The following is a 19,954-nucleotide window of genomic DNA, read 5'->3' on the forward strand; positions in this document are numbered from 1 at the left end:
CAATATCGCTTACTGTAAGTGACGGTTTCGATTGGCAGTCGGCGAGCGATCGGCCTATCTGGCGGCCATGATCGATCTCAATGCCTCGCCTGCCCAGCCGCACGTCACTCGGCGCAGCGATTACACGGCGCCCGAATGGCTGGTGCCCGATATCGCGCTCGATTTCGATCTCGCCGCCAGCAACACCGCGGTGCGCGCGACGCTGACCGTCACCCGCAACAGCGCAGACGCGCGCGCGATCCGGCTCGACGGCGGCGGTCAACGCCCGCTTTATGTCCGCGTCGATGGCGCCGAGCGCGGCGATTGGTCGTTCGAGGGCAATACTTTGGTCGTGCCGCTCGACGGCGACAGCCACGTCATCGAAACCGCTTGCGAAATCGCGCCGGAGCGCAACACCCAGCTGATGGGACTTTATGCCTCGGGCGGGCTGCTCTGCACGCAATGCGAGGCGGAAGGCTTCCGCCGCATCACTTTCTTCCCTGATCGGCCCGATGTGCTGAGCCGCTATCAGGTGCGGATGACCGCCGAAAAGGCGCGCTACCCGGTGCTGCTCGCCAATGGCGATCCGGTCGCGCAAGGCGAGCTCGCCGATGGCCGGCATTGGGCGGAATGGCACGATCCCTTCCCCAAGCCCTGCTATCTGTTCGCGATGGTCGCGGGCGATCTCGTCGCCAATCGCGCCACCTTCACCACGATGAGCGGGCGCGAGGTTGCACTCGGCATCTGGGTGCGCGCCGCCGACCTGGCCCGCACTGGCCACGCACTCGCCAGCCTGCAGACCGCGATGCGCTGGGACGAGCAAGTCTATGGCCGCGAATATGATCTCGACGTGTTCAACATCGTTGCGGTCGACGATTTCAACTTCGGCGCGATGGAGAATAAGGGGCTGAACATTTTCAACAGCCGCTACATCCTCGCCGACCCCGACACCGCGACCGATTATGATTATGACGCGATCGCCGCCGTCGTCGCGCACGAATATTTCCACAATTGGTCGGGCAATCGCGTCACCTGCCGCGACTGGTTCCAGCTAAGCCTGAAAGAAGGCTTCACCGTCTTTCGCGATCAGAGCTTTTCAGCCGATCAAGGCTCGGCGGCGGTCAAGCGGATCGAGGATGTCCGCGCGCTGCGCGCCGCGCAATTCCCCGAAGATGCCGGGCCACTGGCGCACCCGGTGCGCCCCGAAAGCTATATCGAGATTTCGAACTTTTACACCGCGACCATCTACAACAAGGGCGCCGAAGTCATCCGCATGATGGCGACGATCCTGGGCCCGGACAAGTTCCGCGCCGGCACCGACCTGTATTTCGCCGAGCATGACGGCACCGCGGCGACGTGCGAAGATTTTGTCCAGGCAATGGAGCAGACAAGCGGCATCGATCTTGGCCAGTTCCGCTTGTGGTACAGCCAGGCCGGCACGCCGCGCGTCTCCGCTGCCTTGGCGCATGACCCCGCCGCCGCCACCGCGACGCTGACGCTGACCCAGTCCGTGCCGCCCACCCCCGGCCAGCCCGACAAGGCGCCGATGCTGCTGCCGCTCAAGACCCGGCTGTTCGGCGAGACGAGCAACAAGCCGCTCACCGACGAACAATTGGTCCTGCTCGCCCAGCCGACCCAGACGCTGACGTTCAACGACATCACCGAGCCGCCGGTGCTGTCGATCAACCGAGAATTCTCGACGCCCGTCATCGTCGATAGCGATCGCGGCGCCCGCGCGCTCGCTTTCCTGTCGGCGCATGATGACGATCCCTTCGCGCGCTACGAAGCGATGCAGCAGCTGATGCTCGACACGCTGATCGCCAGCGTCCGCCAGGGCCGCGCCGATCACGCCCCGGTCATTGCTGCCGTCGCCGACACGCTCGACGATGCCGCGCTCGACCCCGCGTTCATTGCCGAAGTGGTGCTGCTGCCCTCGGAAAGCTTCATCGGCGACCAACTCGCCATCGTCGATCCCGAGGCGATCTTCCGCGCGCGCGAAAGCCTGCGCCGCGACCTCGGCAAGTCGCTGGAGGCACGCTGGCGCGCGGCTTATGCGCGGGGGAAAGACGCCGGCGCTTATCGCTACGATCCGCAAGCCAAGGGCCTGCGCCGGCTGAAGGGCGTCGCACTCGGCTATATCGCCGCTTCAGGCGCCGGGGACGCGTACGAAATCGCCTTCCAGCAATTCGAAGCCGCCGACAATATGACCGACCGCCAGGGCGCGCTCGCCACGCTCGTCAACGGCCAATCGAACACCCGCGTCGCCGCGCTCGACATCTTCTACAACCGCTATTCAGACAATCCGCTGGTGCTCGACAAATGGTTCTCGACCCAGGCCTTTTCGACCCGCGACGATACGCCCGACGTGGTAATGGAGCTGGCCCGCCACCCCGATTTCACGCTGGCCAATCCCAATCGCGCCCGCGCGCTGGTCGGGGCGTTCAGCGTCAACCAGCGCGCGTTCAATGCGGCGGACGGGCGCGGCTATCGCTTCCTGGCGGATCAGCTGATCGCGCTCGACAAACTCAACCCGCAGACCGCCGCCAAGCTGCTCCCCCCGCTCGGCCGCTGGCAACGCTTCGATGAAGGCCGCGCCACCCAGATGCGCGCCGAGCTGGAGCGCATCCTCAAGACGCCGGGCTTGTCGAAGGACATGTTCGAGCAGGCATCGAAGAGCCTGGCGGGGTAGCGATTTTTCTCGACGTCATTCCCGCGCAGGCGGGAATCCATTCGGGCGGGCGCTGGCAGATAGGCGCTGGCCGCAGCGACAATGGATCCCCGCCTGCGCGGGAATGACGGGTGATGAATAACCCGAGCCGCTAATCATCCTCGTCCTCATAGCCGCTCAGCGCCAGCGCGCGGGCCTTGATCTGGTGCGTCGCGCACCAGTGGACGAGGGCGTCGTCGCGGCCGTGGGTGACCCATACCTCGCGCGGCGATAGCTCGCGCAGCGTATCGGTCAGTTCGTCCCAGTCGGCATGGTCGGAAAGGATCAGCGGCAGCTCGACGCCGCGCTGCACCGCGCGCTGGCGGACCCGCATCCAACCGCTCGCCATCGCGGTGATCGGATCGGGCAAGCGCCGCGACCAGCGATCGTTGAGCGCCGAGGGCGGCGCGATGACGATGCGGCCGGCCAGCTCGGCTTTGCTCGCTTCGGTCGCCGGCCGCAGCTCGCCGAGCTCGACCCCGTGCGCGACATAGAGGTCGCATAATTTCTGCAGCGCGCCGTGAATGTAGATCGGCTCGGCAAACCCCCGCGCACGCAGTTCGGCAATCACCCGCTGCGCCTTGCCGAGCGCATAAGCGCCGACCAGCACGCAGCGATCAGGATTGGCGGCGAGTGCTGTTGTCAGCTTATCGATCTCGTCGCCCGTTTCGGGATGGCGGAACACCGGCAAACCAAAGGTCGCTTCGGTAATGAACACGTCGCACTTCACCGGCTCAAACGGCGCGCAGGTCGGGTCGGCCCGCCGCTTGTAGTCGCCCGACACGACGATCGTCTCGCCGCGATGCGCGAGCACGATCTGGGCCGATCCCAGCACATGCCCCGCCGGCACGAAGCGCACCGCCACTTCGCCAAAGTCGATCGTCTCGCCATAGCCGACCGGATGCGCGGCCTGCGCACCGTACCGCGCCGCCATGATCGCCAGCGTCTCGGCGGTCGCCCACACCGCGCCATGCCCGCCGCGCGCATGATCGGCATGGCCATGCGTCACCAGCGCGCGCGGCTTGGGCATTGAAGGATCGATCCACGCGTCGGCGGCGGGGACGTAGATGCCCTCAGGGTGTGGTTCGATCCAGTCGCCGAGCTTGGCCATCGGCTGGATATGGGGCGCGCCTGCTGGCGGACAACCATATGGCCCGCGCAACGGCTCGCGATGCTAGCGCGGCGGCGTGCCGGGCGACGACGCCAGCATCGGCCGGCAGACCGATTGGCCTTGGGCCTTGCCATCCGGGTCGACGGGCGGTGCGCCGGCGTCCTTCGCCTCTTTGGGGAGGAAGGCGAGAAACGGCGGTATGTTCGTCCGCAGGCGATTGTTGATCGCCTTTGCCTCGGCAAAGGTGTCGCTCAAGTCGCTCCAATTCGCGGCTGTCAGCAGCTCGGCATCGTCCACCACCGCAAGCTTGGTCCACAGCCGCTGCTCATCCTCAATGATCGCGTTGAATTTTTCGTAGGAGCTGAACCGCTGGCTGAGGTCGAGTTTTTCCTGCAGCGGCATATGCGCCAGCCCCTGGCCGGTCAGCGCCATCTGCCAGCTGCCCAGCGACACCCCCGAGCCGTTCGGCCGACCGAGCGGGCCGATAATGCCGAGCGGCTGGCCGTCATGATGCCGCTGCAACACCAGCTTCACTTCGGCGAGGCGCCGATCGATGCAGGGTTGCAGCTGCTGCCTGAGCAGGAAAAGCGATCGCCCGTCGAGTTCCTCCGCCCGGAACGCAGCGCGCTCGGCGGCAACCTCCTCATGCCAATGCCACGCCTCGACCGCCTGCTCCAGTCCCAACGCGATCAGCACGCCGATCACGATGACGGTGATCTCGCTCAGGAATTCGCGCAGATTGTGGACGGGTTTGGGCTTGTGGATGTCCATCGGGGCGTCCTCGGACTTGGAGACGGCGAATTCGCCATCGGGCAGCATGGGGGGCAGCGCGGCGCCGGGCGGTAAAGGCTCGGCCATGGCTAGGGATCCTTGGGAAAATCGCTTGTGATCGGCGCCTGGCGCGCGTGCGCGATACCATCGACGAACAAGGAACTGCCGTAATGCGCCGGTGCGGGTCCAATGGGCTGGCACGCTGCCGACATGGACCGGGATGTCGCCGAATAGGGTTTGTGATCCTTGGCGAGAGGCGACGAATCGATCAATTGCTGGAAGCGAACCGACAGCAGCGCCATCGTTTCGCTTTCCTGGCGGGCGCGCCCGACATCGGCGCGCCAGTTGGCGATCTCAGCCGGGGTTACGGCGCGTCCTGGCCCGACCAGCGTGTAGAGGGCGTTCCACGCTTCGCTCTCGCGCTTGTTGTCGTCGATCATGCGCGCGTCAAAGCTGTACATTGCCGCATAAGCCCGACGCCGGCGGACCGAGAGATGCTCGGCCGTCTGCCCTGCCAAGGCGCTTTCCCACGTCGCCTGGCTGCCGACAAAATTGGGGGGACTGCCCAACCGGCCGATGGGCGGCAGGCGGCCGGTGGCGCCGGCTTGATCGACAATGGCAGCGATTTCGTCGAGGCGGTGTTCAAGGCAACCGGTGATCGCGATCCGATCTGCCGCGGTATCGTAGGTTTCAAGCAAATCAGCGCGCAACGCTTGTTCCGTCGTCTCGACCTGGTGGTACCAATGCCACGCCTCCACGGCCTGCTCCAACCCCAGCGCGATCAGCACGCCGATGACGATGACGGTGATCTCGCTCAGAAATTCGCGGAGATTGTGGACGGGTTTGGGCTTGTGGATGTCCATGGGCGCGTCCTCGGGCAGCGGGGGCGCAGCGGCGGCGGCTGCATCCCGCGCGACCTCGTTTTCCGGCAAATCCCCCATGTCGCCCGGTGCTACACAAGCTTTACGCCAGCGCAATGGCTTTCGCGGCGGCGGCTGTCCTACCTGGACCGGCACAGGCACAATGCGCGCCATGGCTCCCGCCGCGCATCGCCGTTTCTCCAACATCGTCGGGATGCACGAGGGGGCAACAAAGGGGGGACGTAGTGTAAACTTCGTCAACTTCGCTCCCGATTGGCCCGCCAATTGGCCCCCCAATTGGCCATCGCCGCTCGACACGCCATATCGGGGGGATGAGCGCTCCGCTGCCTGCCGCCATTACCGACTGGTTCGCCGCCAAGGGCTGGGCGCTGCGGCGGCATCAGCTCGAGATGCTGGCGGCGGCGCGCGCCGGCGAGCATGCGCTGCTGGTGGCGCCGACGGGGGCGGGCAAGACGCTGGCCGGCTTCCTCCCCAGCCTGGTCGAGCTGATCGAAGCGCCGAGCGAGGGGCTGCACACGCTCTATGTCTCGCCATTGAAGGCGCTCGCGGTCGATGTGCGGCGCAATCTGGAGACGCCGATCGAGGAAATGGGCCTCGACATCCGCGTCGAAACGAGGAGCGGCGATACCCCGCACGATCGCAAGGTGCGCCTGCGGGTGCGCCCGCCGCAAATCCTGCTGACCACGCCCGAATCGCTGTCGCTGCTGCTGAGCTACCCGGACAGTTTCCTGATGTTCGCCGGGCTCAAAACGATCATCGTCGACGAGGTGCACGGCTTTGCCAGCGGCAAGCGCGGCGACTTGCTGGCGCTCGCCATGGCGCGGTTGCAGGCGATCGCGCCCGCCGCGCGCCGCGTCGCGCTGTCGGCGACGGTTGCCGATCCCGATGCCTTCCGCGCCTGGCTGGCGCCCGATGGCGATATCGATGCGGTGCGGCTGGTGCAGGGCGATCCGGGTGCCGATCCCGACATCGCCATCCTGCTCCCCCAGGGTCGCGTGCCCTGGTCGGGCCATTCGGGCCGCTATGCCGCCGATCAGGTGATCGCCGAGATCGAGACGCACAAGACGACGCTGGTCTTCTGCAACACCCGCGGCCTCGCCGAGCTGATCTTCCAGGATTTGTGGAAAGCGAACACGATGCAGCTGCCCATCGGCATCCACCACGGCTCGCTGGGGTTGGAAGCGCGGCGCAAGGTGGAAAGCGCGATGGCCGCGGGGCGGTTGCGCGGCCTGGTCTGCACCGCCAGCCTCGACATGGGGATCGACTGGGGCGATGTCGATTGCGTCATCCAGATGGGCGCGCCCAAGGGATCGTCGCGGCTGCTGCAGCGGATCGGGCGGGCCAATCACCGGCTCGACGAGCCGTCCGAGGCAATCGTCGTGCCGGGTAATCGTTTCGAATATCTAGAAGCGCGGGCGGCACTCGATGCGGTCGAGGCGGGCGAGCTCGATGGCGAGGTGTTCCGCACCGGCGCCCTCGATGTGCTCGCCCAGCATATCATGGCGTGCGCGTGCGCCGCGCCCCTCCGGGGCGAAGAGATGCTCGCCGAAGTGCGCTCGGCGACGCCCTATTCGGCGCTGCCGGACGAAATATTCGCCCGGGTGCTGCAGTTCATCGCCGATGGCGGCTATGCGCTCAAGGCCTATGACAAGTTCAAGCGGTTGGCGTTGGGCGCTGATGGCCTGTGGCGCGTCAGCCACCCCAAATTCATCGCCCAGCATCGCCTGAACGCCGGGATCATCGTCGAGGCGACGATGCTCAACGTGCGGTTCAAAAACGGCCGCTCGCTCGGCAAGGTCGAGGAAAGCTTCGGCGCCACGCTTTCCCCTCGCGACACTTTCTTCTTCTCGGGCACCAGCCTGGAGGTCGAGCGCGTCGATACCGAGGAAATCATCGTCCGCGCCACCGCCCGGCCGGCGCGCATCCCGAGCTATAACGGCGCGCGGATGCCGCTGACCACGCATCTGGCGCGGCGGGTGCGCGAGTTCCTCGCCGAGCCCGGCCAATGGCACCGCTTCCCCGATGACGTGCGCGAGTGGCTGGAAGTCCAGGCGCGCCGCTCACAGCTGCCTCGCCCCGGCCAGCTGCTGGTCGAGACCTTCCCGCATGAGGGCCGGCATCACCTCGTCGCCTACAGCTTCGAAGGGTGGAATGCGCACCAGTCGCTCGGCATGCTGCTCACCCGGCGGATGGAGACGCAGGGGCTGAAACCGATCGGCTTCGTCGCCAATGATTATGCGCTGGCTTGCTATGGCCTGGAGGAAATCACCGACCCTGCCGCGCTGTTTTCGGCCGATATCCTGGAGGATGAATTCGTCGACTGGGTGCAGGGATCGCACCTCTTGCGCCGCGCCTTCCGCGAAGTCGCGGTGATCGGCGGGTTGGTCGAGCGCCAGCATCCCGGCAAGCGCAAGACCGGCCGGCAAGTCACCTTCTCGACTGACCTCATCTACGACGTGCTGCGCAAATACGAGCCTGACCATCTGCTGCTCCGCGCCGCCTGGGAGGATGCGCGCGCCAAGATGACCGATGTCGGCCGCCTCGCCGATCTGCTCGACCGCGCGGCGGAGACGATGCTGCACGTGGCGCTCGATCGGGTCAGCCCGCTGGCCGTGCCGGTGCTGGTGATGATTGGTCGCGAAAGCGTCGGCCCCGGCACGTCTGCCGACGATGCGATCCTGATCGAGGCGGAGGCACTGGCGCGCGAAGCGATGCGGCTCGATTGAAATCGCTTGTTGAGGATCGGGGAGAGGCGTATTGCAATAGCATGACGCGCCGTATCCCGGCCTTGGCCCTGATGCTGCTGGCGCCGGCCATCGCCTCGGCCGACGATCCCATCGCCACGACAACCAAGCCTGCCTCCCCGGTCGATGTGTTGCTCGGCGTCGATGGTCCCGGGCGGATGACGGTGCCGGTCAAGATCGGCAGCAACGGGCCGTATAATTTCACCATCGACACGGGCGCGGAACGCACTGTCATCGCGCGCCAGCTCGCCGACTTGCTGCAGCTGGAGCCCGGCCCGAGAGTGCGGCTGACCGCGATGGCCGGCGTGAGCGATGTCGGCACGGTGGTAATTCCCGCGCTGACCGTCAGCGCCACGGGCACGACCCGCGTCGAGGCACCCGCGCTCGACGTGCATGATCTGGGCGCGGTCGGTTTGCTCGGTCTGGATACGCTCCAGCACCATGCGGTGTCGATCGACGTCGTGAATCAGCGGATGCTGGTGCGGCCCTCGCTGCGGCATGGCCACCGCCCTGCCGAACCGGGCGAAATCGTGGTCGAGGCGCGGAGCTTGCTGGGCCAGCTCGTGGTAACCGACGCTTCGTTTCGCGGCACGCGCGTCCGCGTCGTCATCGATACCGGGTCCCAAGTCAGCATGGGCAATCTGGCGCTGCAGCGCGCGGTTGCGCGCCGAACCGGCGAGCTTCACCCGGTTTCGCTGCTCAGCGTGACCGGCAAGTCGCTGACCGCGAACTATACCCAGATCGCGTCGATCATGCTCGGTGGCGTTTCGATCAACAATCTGCCGATTGCCTTTGCCGACGCGCCGCCGTTCCGGCGCTTGGGGCTGGATGATCGGCCGGCGATCCTGCTCGGCATGGACGCGATCAAGCTGTTCCGCCGCGTCGACATCGATTTCGCCAATCGCGAAGTCCGCTTTGCCTTGCCGGACGGGATGCCGAGCTAGCCGGTCCGAAAGCTGGCGCTTGGGGCGTTGCTTTCATCGCCGACCGGCTTAATCTTGGCGCAAACCATCCGATCCGGGGGACATAAATTGCGTTCAATCCGCCTTGCCGCCACTGCCATGGCGCTCACTTTGCCCTTTGTCGCTGCGGCGCAGGACCGGCCCGACCAGAAGGCCTATTTCGGGCTGTACAAGGAACTGGTCGAGACCAATACCACACTCTCCTCGGGCAGCTGCACCCAGGCAGCCGACCAGATCGCGGCGCGGCTGAAAGCGGCGGGCTATGCCGATGCCGACGTGACCGAATTCAGCGTGCCGGATCATCCCAAGGAAGGCGGCGTTGTCGCCGTCCTCAAAGGCAGCGACAAGAAAGCCAAGCCGATCCTGCTCCTCGCCCATCTCGACGTGGTCGAAGCCAAGCGCGCCGATTGGCAGCGCGATCCGTTCAAGCTGATCGAGGAAAACGGCTATTATTATGGTCGGGGCTCGGTCGACGACAAGGCGATGGGGTCGATCTGGGCGGATGCGATGATCCGCTTCAAGACCGAGCATTACGCCCCCAAGCGCACCATCAAACTGGCGCTGACTTGCGGCGAGGAAACGACGTACGCCTTCAACGGCGCGGATTGGCTCGCCAAGAACAAGCGCGACCTGATCGATGCCGAATTCGTGCTCAACGAAGGCGGCGGCGGACGGCTCGATGCGCAAGGCAATCGCCAGGTGCTCGCGCTGCAGGTCGGCGAGAAAGCCGCGCAGAACTTCACCTTCGAGGTTACCAACCCCGGCGGCCACAGCTCGCAGCCGGTGCCCGACAACGCCATCTACCAGCTCGCCGACGCGCTGAAGGCGGTGCAGGGCTATGAATTCCCCGTCCGCTTCACCGACACGACGCGGGCGTTTTTCAGCGGGGTTGCGGCGTCTGGCACCGCGCCGGCGCCGGTCAGCGACGCGATCAAGCGCCTCCTCGCCGACCCCAATGACAAGCAGGCCGACGCGATCGTCAGCCGCGACAAGGCCTTCCACTCGACGCTACGCACCACCTGTGTGGCGACGCTGCTATCGGGTGGCCATGCCGAGAACGCGCTGCCGCAGCGCGCAACCGCCAACGTCAATTGCCGCATCTTCCCTGGTGAGACGGTGGATCAAACGCTCGCCAAGCTGCAGGAACTGGCCGGCCCGAAAGTGAAAGTCACCGCCAACGCGCCGATCCGCCCGGTCGCCGTGCCGCCGCCGCTCGACCCCAAGGTGCTCGGGCCGATGAGAGCGGTTGCCGCCAAGCACTTCCCCGGTGTGCCGATATTGCCGATCATGTCGACCGGCGCGTCGGACGGCATTTTCTTCGAAGCGATCGGCATCCCGGTCTATGGCGCGCCGGGTACCTTCATCGACCCCGACGGCAACGGCACCCACGGCCTCAACGAACGCATCCGCGTGAAATCGCTCTACGACAGCCGCGATTATCTGTTCGATCTGGTGAAGGCCTATGCGGGGTAACTAGGCGGCCGCCTATTTGCCTTGCAGGGCGTTGCCGGTAACCGTCAGGCGGTCGCCCGCCGTGACCATCTCCGTGCCGCAGCGCTTGAGCTCGGCATCGATCGGGACTTGCGCGCCGAACGACGTGATCGCCTGTTTCATCTTCGCGGTCAGATCGATGCCGGGATTACGGCCGAACAATTTGCCGGCGAAATAGAGCGCGCCCATTTGGAGCTGGGTTTGCGTCGTATCGTCCTTCTTCTCGCTCAGCACATAAGAGAAGGTGGCAAGGCAGCGCAGATCCCCCTGCTCGTCACCAATGGCGGCTGCGGGCGTCTGCGCTGTAGCGGCCATGGCGGCCAGAGCGATCAACAACATCGTTCCCCCCTATCGGTAATGTTCTTTGCGGAGCCTGCGCATCCTCGCCGGCAGAGTCCAGCCCCGTCAGACGGTCACCTGCTCGCCAAGCTCAAGCACCTTGCCGGGCGGGATGCGGAGGAATTCGGTCGGATCATTGGCGTTGCGCTGCAGGAACATGAAGATGCGATCCTGCCACAAGGGCATGCCTTCGCCGGCCGATGCCTTGATCGTGTTGCGGCCGATGAAGAACGAGGTCTTGTTGCCATCGCCATCGATCCGCCCGGCCTCGCGAGCCAAGCCGAGGTCGTGCGGCACGTCCGGCGATTCCATGAAGCCATAGAGCAATTTAACGGTGGTGAAGTTATCGTCGATCTCGGCCACCGTCGCGCGCTCCTCAGCCGGCACAATCGGGCGGTCGGCGGTCTTCACCGTCACGATCAGGTTCCGCTTGTGCAGCACCTTGTTGTGCTTGAGGTTGTGGAGGAGCGCACCCGGCGTGTTGGCGGGGTTGCTGGTCAGAAACACTGCCGTGCCCTCCACCCGCTCGGGCGGGCGCTTGGCGAGCGCGGCCGCCAGATCGGCGAGCGGGATGCTCTGCCGCGCCTCGAACGTGCTGACGATGCGCTTGCCCCTGATCCAGGTCGAGATGACGAGACCGATCGACGCCGCCACGACCAGCGGCACCCAGCCGCCCTCCACCACGCGTAGGATATTGGCGCCGAAGAAGATCAGATCGAGGACGAGGAATGGCGCGATGATCGCCGCCGCGCGCCACCGCGGCCAATGCCATTGGTAGCGGGCGACGATATAGGCGAGGCAAGTGGTGATCACCATCGTGCCGGTGACCGCAATGCCATAAGCCGCCGCCATCGACGACGAGGTGCGGAACTGCACGACCAGCACGATCACGCCGAGCAAGAGCAGCCAGTTGATCGCCGGCAGGTAAATCTGGCCGAGATGATCGGCCGAGGTCTGGCGGATGCGCAAGCGCGGCAAGAGGCCCAACTGAATCGCTTGCTGGGTAAGCGAATAAGCGCCGGTGATCACCGCCTGGCTGGCGATGATCGTTGCGAGATTGGCGAGGATAACGAGCGGCACGCGCAACGCCCCCGGCGCCATTAGGAAGAACCAGTCCTGATTGCCGAACGGCTGATGCGCCGCTTCAGCCGCTTCCAGCGCGTTGAGCGCGAAGGCTCCCTGGCCAAGGTAATTGAGAATAAGCGCCGGAAAGACGAGCGCGAACCACCCAAGCTGAATGGGCACGCGCCCGAAATGCCCCATATCGGCGGTCAGCGCTTCGGCGCCCGTCACCGTCAGGAACACCGCGCCCAGCACGAACAGCCCCGGCACGCCGTGCGACGCCAGAAACGTTACCCCGTGCGCCGGGTTGAGCGCCCACAGTACCGCCGGCTCATCGAGCACATGCGCCAGACCCAGGCCACCGATCGCAAAGAACCAGACCAGGCAGATCGGCCCGAACAAGGCGGAAACGTGGCCGGTGCCCCGGCTCTGGATCATGAACAGCGCCACCAAGATGACCAAGGTGAGCGTGACGATGCCATCCTCGCTGATCGCATTTTCCCAGCCCGGAATCGTCTTCAGCCCTTCGACCGCCGAAAGCACCGACAGCGCCGGCGTGATGATTGCATCGCCATAGAAGAGCGACGCCCCCGCCGCGCCCAGCACCAGTGCAATCCCCATCCGGCGCCCGGTCGCGCGCCGGGCGAGCGCGGTCAGCGCGAGCACGCCGCCCTCGCCCTGATTGTCGGCGCGCATCAGGAACAGCACATATTTGACCGTGACGACGAGGATCAGCGACCAGAGCGCCAAGCTCAGCACGCCGAGAATCTCGCTGGCGTCGATGCCGCCTTCGCTGGTCAGGTTGAGTGCCTCGCGGAAAGCATAAAGCGGACTGGTGCCGATATCGCCGAACACCACGCCGATCGCGCCCAGCGCCAGCACCAACGTCGCCCGATCCACCAGCGAGCGGGGCGACGGCGCAGCAGCAATCGACGTCATAGAGCGGCGGCCCGAACCCTGAAAAGGACGGCGCGCTTTACGCCTGTGCGGGCGAAGTGCAAGCGCAAAAATGGTGCGGCGCATCAACCGCCGATGACGGCTTGATCCACGGCGCGCGAGGCGGCATAGCGGGGGCCATGGTTCCCTTTTCGTTCGCCGGGCAATCGCTGGTCGCGCTGCACGACGCGGCGCTGTTCTGGCCGAGCCGGCGCGCGCTGCTGGTCGCCGATTTGCACCTGGAGAAAGCCAGCGCTTTCGCGCGTCACGGCCAGATGCTGCCGCCTTATGACAGTTTCGCCACGCTGGCTGCGCTGACCGCGATCGTCGAGCGGCTGGGGGTGCGCGAAGTCTGGTGCCTGGGCGACAGCTTTCATGATAGCGCCGGCACGGATCGGCTGGGCACCGGCGAGCGCGCCATGCTCGACGCCCTGATGGCGACGACGCGTTGGACCTGGATCACCGGCAATCACGACGCCGCCCTGCCGCCTGATCTTGGCGGCGAGGTACGCATAGAGGCCGAAATTGACGGCATCCTGCTGCGCCACGAAGCTGATCCGGGCGAGGCGCAGCCCGAAATCTCCGGCCATTTTCACCCCAAATACCGCGTGCGGCTGCGCGGCCGCCACGTCTCGCGCCGCTGCTTCGTCGCCTCGGCGCGTAAGATCATCCTGCCCGCGTTCGGCGCGCTGACCGGCGGCCTCGACGCCGCGCACCCCGAAATCCGGCGCAGCATGGGCGACGATGCCGAAGCGCTGGTGCCGCTCGCCAATCGGCTGCTGCGCTACCCGATCGCGGCCTGAGGGCCGACTCAGAACCGCGTCCGCAGCGTGAACCGCGCGTTCACCGGCGCGCCGGGCGAGATGTTGTTGTCGCTGCTCGCGATCGGGAAATAGGCGGCGTTGGTCACGTTCTCGACATTGATCTGCGCCTCGACGTGCTTGCTCAGTTTGATGAACGCGGCAAGATCGAGCCGGGTATAAGCCGGCAGCGTGACGGCGTTGCTGATGCTCGCAAAGCTCGACGACTGGTAATAGACGCCCGCGCCCAACCCCACGCCCTTGGTCAGCTGGTAGCGGTTCCACAGCGAGAACTGGTCGCGTGGCGCCTGCGCGACATGGCGCCCGGCCGGCGCGCTGGTCGTCGTCGCGGTGATGACGGCGTCGGTATAGCCATAGCCCAGCGTCGCCTGCCAGCGCGGGGTGATATGCCCGGTCGCCGATAGCTCGACCCCGCGCGTGCGCTGCGCGCCGGTCAACACCACCGTCCCCGCCACTGGCCCGGCGGCGCGCGTATTGGTCCGGTCGAGCTGATAAATCGCCGCGCTCAGCGAGAGCTGCGGAGTGACGTCCCACTTGCCGCCGATTTCGTAATTGTCGAACCGCTCGGGCGCCAAAGCCGAGGTCGTCACATCAAGCGAGCTGAACTGATCGCCCGATTGCGGCAGGAACGAGCGGGTGTAGCTTGCGTATATCGAGGCGCTCGCCACCGGCTTGACGATGATCGCACCACGCGGCGACCAGAGATCGTCGTTTCGCTTGAACCGCTGGCCCGTGTAGAGGTTGCTGATGCCAAGCGATACCCGATCATAGCGGATGCCGCCGACGAGCTGGAGGTGGCTGCCAATCGACAGCTGGTCCTGCACGTAAAGCGCGCCCTGGTTGAGCGCACCGGTGACCGAGCGGTTGTTGTAGCCGGCAGGGCTGGCGATGAAATAGATGGGCGGGATCGCGATCGGGTCGGCGAGCGGCACGATCGTCTGGGCATTGGCGGCGCTGGGTGTCGTCGGATTGAAGAAGCCCGTCGTCCGCGCGCTTTGCGTCGTCTGGCGCGAGGCATCGGCGCCGAACAGCAGCGTGTGGCGGATGCCACCGGTCGCGACATGCCATTCGAGATAAAGCTGGGCCAGCGCGCTGCGGCGGTGCGTCGCATTGGCATAGGCCTCGATGCCGATCGTCGGCGCGGACGCGCTGCCGCCCACCGCCGTCGCCGGCTGGGCGTTGATATAGCGCTTGTTGTAATCGCCATAGAGCGCCTGCGCGGTCAGCGTCAGCGCATCGCTGAGCGGCGCCTCGATCCGCGCGGTCGCGACATTGCCGATGAAATCGCTGTGGTTGAGCCCGGGTTGGCCGAAAAAGGCATCGCGATAGCCGATGAGCGGCAGGCCGTTGGTCGAGGGCACACCCCGGTCCGACACGCGGTGGTCCGCGACATATTCATAGCCGAGCTGGAGTTTGGTGCCGCCCTTGGTCGTGGTGCCGATGACGGGGTTCACCGCGTAGCGATCGCCATCGAAGACATCGCGATTGTTGGCGAGCCGCTCATAATAGCCGTTCAGGCGCAGCGCTGCGGCGCCGCCAAGCGCGTGGTTGGCATCGACCGCGACCGAGGCATCCGCGAAGCTGTCGACGCTGACGGCAGTATCGAGCGCGGTGATGCCGGCAAGCGGCGCCTTGGTGACGCGATTGATGACGCCGCCACCACCGCCGCGCCCGAACACTGTCGCGTTCGGCCCCTTCAGCACCTCGACGCGGTCGAGATTGTAGAAGCTGCGGAAATATTGGACGTCATCGCGCAGGCCATCGACGAAAAAATCGGCGGTCGAGCTGTTGCCGCGCAGCGTGATCTGGTCGCGATTCCCCTCGCCCTGGCCGCCGCTGACGCCGGGTACCAGTCGGACGAGATCGGTGACCGAGCGGATCGCCTGATCGTCGATCTGCGCCTTGGTGATGACATTCAGCGACTGGGGAATGTCGACCAGCGGCGTCTTGGTGCGCGTGGCACTGGTCGTACCGTCGATCTTATAGCGATCAGGCGTCGCGGTAACGACGATATCCTGCCCGCTACTCTCCCCGCTCAGGCCATCATCAGCTGCCGCAACAGGGGCCGCGCTAAGCTGGCTGGCGAGCAGCACGGCTGCAGACACGGTCGGACGGAGCCACAACATTGCCAACGCTTCAATTCCTTATATTGAGAGTGAGTCGCAATAGACTCTTTATTGATACTCATTCTCAATTACAAGGTGGTTGTGGGCATCGCAGCGTACGAAGGGGCTGCCCGGCCAGCGTGCCCTAAGAAGCGCGGCAAGCGCACTGCGCAAAATTCGTCTGATGGGATGGTGCCGCTTGCGTGACTCGAACACGCGACCCTCGCATTACGAATTAGCAAATTCGGCGCCGAGGGAGTTTGCGTGAAACGGATTTGGGAAAAATAGCGTTTACAGATCAATGAGTTTCTTAATTGGTGCGGCAGAGGGATGTTGAACGCCTCCGACGCAGATGCCCTACTAAATGCGGACAGATTTATTTAGCCGTCCGCCATCGGCCCATTCCCCAGTGCCGGTGAACCACTCGACTTTCGCTTTACGCCTCAACCGTAGATTCTCGCAGCCAATCAGGCGAATCCGAAAAGCTGCTAATCATCGGTGACTGTCTCAGCTACCGATTTGACCCGCCGTTGCGGGCTCTAGACTGGCGACGACAATACTCGCAGTTAGCCGCCGGGCGGTGCAGCAACTGAAACTGGCGGCCGACAGTTTCCCGACTAACATGCATCGTTTACAGGGCGTATTTCCACGATCGTCTCGCTTGTTTCATCTATATGCCCTCTAGGCTCCGTCGCAGCAGGGCGCGCAGCCAGGTGAGCTCGGGTTCGTCATGCCGGCGGCGGTTCCACACCGCGACCATGGCAAGGTCGGGCACCGGTATCGGCGAGGGCGTGATCGTAATCGGCAGCGATCTCGCCGCCAGATTGGCGATGCTGCGCGGCACCAGCGCCACGCAGTCCGACTGGCTGACGATCAGCGGCAGCAGGGTGAATTCCGACGTGATGATCCGGTTGAATTGCTTGAGATTGTGCTCGTCGAGATAGGATTGCTCAAGGCTGGCGGCGAAATTGACTTCAAGCGCAAAGGTCGCGTGCGCGCGCCCGGCATAGTCGGCCAGCGATAGCGCGCGCGCGCTGTCGTCGCCCGAAGCGCGCTGGATGCAGACGAACGGTTCCTCAATCAACGGTTCAATGACCAGCGTCCGCCGCAGCCGGCCAGACGCTTCCATCAGCGGGTCGATCACTTGCTTGGGCGAGATGATAATATCGATCGCGTCGGACAAGAGCTGTTCCGAGGATCTTCCCGTCGGTGTTACCGCTTGAATGGCGATGCGGGGTGCCTCGGTGGCGATCATCGCCGCCATCCGGGGCAGAGTCGTCGCGGTGACGTGATCGGCGGCGGCGATGCGGAAACGGTGCGTTGCGGTGGCGGGGTCGAAGCGTTCGTGCCGCACCACCTGGCTTAAGGCCCGCATCGCATCGTCGAGCGGCCCGAACAGCCGGTTGGCGCGTTCGGTCAAGCGGAATTGTCGCCCGTCGCGGATCAGTAGATCATCGTCGAAATGATCGCGCAGCCGCTTCAGGATGTTGCTGACCGCCGATTGGGTGAGGTTCAGTTCCTCGGCGGCGCGAGTCAGGTTGCGGTGCTTCAGGATCGCCCGCAGCACCGGCAGCATGTTCAGATTGACGGCCCGCAGCCGCCGCTCGACCTCGTCCATTGCCTTGCCTCACCCCGCGTCCAACCGATAGTATCACCATAAGTGATGGTAAGCATCACATCACTTCGTTTCCCGTGAGAGTTGTAATCGGCCATGGCCCAGTCTGCCCGTTTGGCCTGGGCGAGCCAGCAAACGGAAAGATCAAGGAGTCGGCACAAAGCCGACCGGGGATCGGAGGGGACGTCAAGATGTCAAAGGGATATGGGCGCGCGCCCAATTTGCTGATCGGGGTGGCGACGTTGCCGCTCGTGCTTGCCGCGGCATCAGCCGCGCACGCCGAAACTGCACCGCCCGCGCCCGGCGCCACCGCCGCGCCCGCTGCTAACACTGGCGCCAATACTGAAGGCGAAATCGTCGTCACCGCGCGCAAGCGTGATGAAACGGTGCAGCGCGTGCCGATCTCCATCGGGGTCGTCGGTGGACCGGCGATTGCAAAGACCGGCTTGTCGTCGCTCATCGATCTCCCCTCGCTGGCACCGGGCGTCACCATCGCCAAGCCGCCCGCCGGCGCCGAGCCTGGCGTCACCATCCGCGGTCTGGGCTCGGCGCCCGGCGCGCCCTCGTTCGACAGCTCGGTCAGCCTGTTTGTCGATGGCATCTATGCGCCGCGCGCCCGCGAATTCGCCGGGTCGCTGTTCGATGTCGAACGCATCGAGGTCATCCGCGGCACCCAGGCGGCGCTGCTCGGCAAAAATACCAGCCTGGGCGCGATCAACCTGATCACGCGCAAGCCCGGCAAGATCTTCGCCGCTGATCTGCGCATTGGGTATGAGACGGAGCTCGGCTCCAGGCTGGTCACCGGTGGCGTCGACGTCCCGATCAGCAACCGCTTCCAGCTGCGCATCGCGGGCCAAAGCAGCTTCGAAGGCGGCTGGGTCTATAACGTCATCAACAATGTGAAGAACCCGCGGACGCATGACGATGCGTTCCGGGTCATCGCGGCGTGGCAACCCAGCGATACCATCGACATCACCGCCTTTGCCCAGCACGATCTTGCCCGCATCGTCGGCAACCCGACCGAGTTCATCGCCATCTCGGCCGCGCCGCCGCTGGCACCGCTGCTGCAGGCGCTCGGCGGCTTCCCCGGCACGCTGGATCCCAATCTCGATCGCCGCAACGCGACCTATTTCGGCACTCCCGGGGGCGAACAGCGCGAACGGCTGCTGATCGATCGCTATGGGCTGACGGCGAATGTCCGGCTCGGCGATTATACCGTCACCTCGGTGACCGGCTATTCGAAATATAGCGACGCCAATGACTTCGATGCCGATGGTCAGGCCGGCAATTGGGCAACGCGCTCGGTGCTCGAACGATCGAAGCAGGTCTCGCAGGAATTGCGCCTGGTGTCGCCGGTCAACCGGCCGCTCGAATTCGTCGTTGGCGGGCTCTATGTCGACAACACGTTGTTCAACCAGACGACGATCGCCGCCAATTATCCATTCGGACCGGCGCCGGGCGTGCTGCTGACCGGCACGTCGCGGACCGATTTCGACCAGAGCACGCAGACCGGCTCGGTATTCGGCCAGGCGACGTACCGGATCACGTCGCGGCTCCGGCTGCTCGGCGGCTTGCGCTATACGCATGAGGACAAGTCCGTCGTGCTTGGTCGCGTGGCGACTGTCCCCGGCTTTTATTCGCTGGTCGCCAATCCGCCTTACGCACCGTTCCAGCGCAGCCGGTCGGAAAATAATGTCGACTATTCGGGCGGCGTCCAGTTCGACCTGGGGCGCAACGCGCTGCTCTATGTCTCCTATGGCAAGGGCACCAAGAGCGGCGGTTTCGCCTCGTCGGCGACGCTGCTTGACCGATCCGAATACACCAACGAAACCGCCCGCACGGTCGAGGGCGGCGTCAAGCTGCAGGACCCTGGCCGTCGCTGGCTGCTCAACGTCGCTTTGTTCAACACCGATGTCGATGGGTTCCAGACGGTGACGTTCAACGGCATCAGCTTCGACATCACCAACCAGAATCTGCGCAGCCGCGGCTTTGAGGTTGAATCCTGGTGGTCGCCCATCAAGGGCCTGCGGTTGTTCGCCAACGCGACCTATGCCCATGCCCGGGATCGGAACAGTGGCGCGCGCATCCCTCTGGCGCCCGAGCTTCAGGGGAGCGCGGGCTTGGCGTACAAGACGCCGCTTACGGGTGGCATCGATCTGTTGGTCGACGGGTCGGTCGATCATCGGTCCAGCCGGACGTCGCAAAACGACCCGGCGGTGCCGGTGAGCGCATCGTTCACGCCGGTGAATGCCAGCATCGCGCTCGCGACCAAGGACCAGCATTGGGAATTGCGCCTGATCGGTCGCAATCTGGCCAATGACAATTCCGCCGCGTTCGTGTTTCCCACGCCGTTTCTGCCGGCCGGCAATTACAACGCCGTTTCCGAACGGCCGCGGACGATTACCCTGCAGCTGAGCCTGAAATACTGAC

General features: G+C 65.1%; 13 protein-coding genes. 6 read left to right on the forward strand and 7 right to left on the reverse strand.

What is annotated here, in order from left to right; translation table 11 throughout:
- Positions 1-67 precede the first annotated feature (67 nt).
- Complete coding sequence (gene pepN, locus ACLB0R_RS05885; RefSeq protein WP_416643026.1) at positions 68-2,668, forward strand: aminopeptidase N; 2,601 nt, start codon at positions 68-70, stop codon at positions 2,666-2,668.
- Between the two features lie 130 nt (positions 2,669-2,798).
- Here pepN and ACLB0R_RS05890 read toward each other — a convergent pair whose 3' ends face one another.
- From ACLB0R_RS05890 to ACLB0R_RS05900, 3 genes are all read right to left on the reverse strand, one after another.
- Positions 2,799-3,797 (reverse strand): ligase-associated DNA damage response exonuclease, encoded by a 999-nt coding sequence (locus tag ACLB0R_RS05890; protein WP_416642409.1) that lies wholly within the window; start codon positions 3,795-3,797, stop codon positions 2,799-2,801.
- Positions 3,798-3,860: 63 nt separating this feature from the next.
- A complete protein-coding gene (locus ACLB0R_RS05895; protein ID WP_416642410.1) occupies positions 3,861-4,655 on the reverse strand; it encodes a hypothetical protein in 795 nt (264 codons plus the stop codon).
- 2 nt (positions 4,656-4,657) lie between these two features.
- Positions 4,658-5,509, reverse strand: coding sequence for a hypothetical protein (locus tag ACLB0R_RS05900; protein ID WP_416642411.1), 852 nt, complete (start codon positions 5,507-5,509; stop codon positions 4,658-4,660).
- A 251-nt stretch (positions 5,510-5,760) separates the two neighbouring features.
- Between ACLB0R_RS05900 and ACLB0R_RS05905 the strand changes: the two genes are divergently transcribed.
- The 3 genes from ACLB0R_RS05905 (at position 5,761) to ACLB0R_RS05915 (ending at position 10,628) form a co-directional block, all read left to right on the forward strand.
- Complete coding sequence (locus tag ACLB0R_RS05905; protein WP_416642412.1) at positions 5,761-8,175, forward strand: ligase-associated DNA damage response DEXH box helicase; 2,415 nt, start codon at positions 5,761-5,763, stop codon at positions 8,173-8,175.
- Positions 8,176-8,216: 41 nt separating this feature from the next.
- The gene (locus tag ACLB0R_RS05910) at positions 8,217-9,137 is read left to right on the forward strand and encodes an aspartyl protease family protein (protein WP_416642413.1); all 921 of its coding nucleotides are present in this window, start codon (positions 8,217-8,219) and stop codon (positions 9,135-9,137) included.
- Between the two features lie 117 nt (positions 9,138-9,254).
- Positions 9,255-10,628: a M20/M25/M40 family metallo-hydrolase gene (locus ACLB0R_RS05915; RefSeq protein ID WP_434953776.1), complete on the forward strand. Its 1,374-nt coding sequence runs from the start codon at positions 9,255-9,257 to the stop codon at positions 10,626-10,628.
- 12 nt (positions 10,629-10,640) lie between these two features.
- On the opposite strand, the gene ACLB0R_RS05920 is transcribed toward ACLB0R_RS05915, so the two are convergent.
- Together ACLB0R_RS05920 and ACLB0R_RS05925 are read right to left on the reverse strand one after the other, a co-directional pair.
- Positions 10,641-10,985, reverse strand: a complete 345-nt coding sequence (locus ACLB0R_RS05920) for a hypothetical protein (protein ID WP_416642415.1) — start codon at positions 10,983-10,985, stop codon at positions 10,641-10,643.
- A gap of 66 nt (positions 10,986-11,051) precedes the next feature.
- Positions 11,052-12,986, reverse strand: coding sequence for a potassium transporter Kup (locus tag ACLB0R_RS05925; RefSeq protein ID WP_416642416.1), 1,935 nt, complete (start codon positions 12,984-12,986; stop codon positions 11,052-11,054).
- Positions 12,987-13,123: 137 nt separating this feature from the next.
- On the opposite strand from ACLB0R_RS05925, the gene pdeM reads away from it, so the two are divergent.
- Positions 13,124-13,786 (forward strand): ligase-associated DNA damage response endonuclease PdeM, encoded by a 663-nt coding sequence (pdeM, locus tag ACLB0R_RS05930; RefSeq protein ID WP_416642417.1) that lies wholly within the window; start codon positions 13,124-13,126, stop codon positions 13,784-13,786.
- Between the two features lie 8 nt (positions 13,787-13,794).
- Here pdeM and ACLB0R_RS05935 read toward each other — a convergent pair whose 3' ends face one another.
- Together ACLB0R_RS05935 and ACLB0R_RS05940 are read right to left on the reverse strand one after the other, a co-directional pair.
- Complete coding sequence (locus tag ACLB0R_RS05935) at positions 13,795-15,930, reverse strand: TonB-dependent receptor (RefSeq protein ID WP_416642418.1); 2,136 nt, start codon at positions 15,928-15,930, stop codon at positions 13,795-13,797.
- Between the two features lie 649 nt (positions 15,931-16,579).
- Positions 16,580-17,527 (reverse strand): LysR family transcriptional regulator, encoded by a 948-nt coding sequence (locus ACLB0R_RS05940; RefSeq protein ID WP_416642419.1) that lies wholly within the window; start codon positions 17,525-17,527, stop codon positions 16,580-16,582.
- Positions 17,528-17,715: 188 nt separating this feature from the next.
- On the opposite strand from ACLB0R_RS05940, the gene ACLB0R_RS05945 reads away from it, so the two are divergent.
- A complete protein-coding gene (locus ACLB0R_RS05945; RefSeq protein WP_416642420.1) occupies positions 17,716-19,953 on the forward strand; it encodes a TonB-dependent receptor in 2,238 nt (745 codons plus the stop codon).
- The last annotated feature ends 1 nt before the right edge of the window (position 19,954 follow it).

Origin of the sequence: Sphingomonas sp. GlSt437 (genome assembly GCF_048015635.2) — a bacterium.
Lineage (GTDB): Bacteria > Pseudomonadota > Alphaproteobacteria > Sphingomonadales > Sphingomonadaceae > Sphingomonas.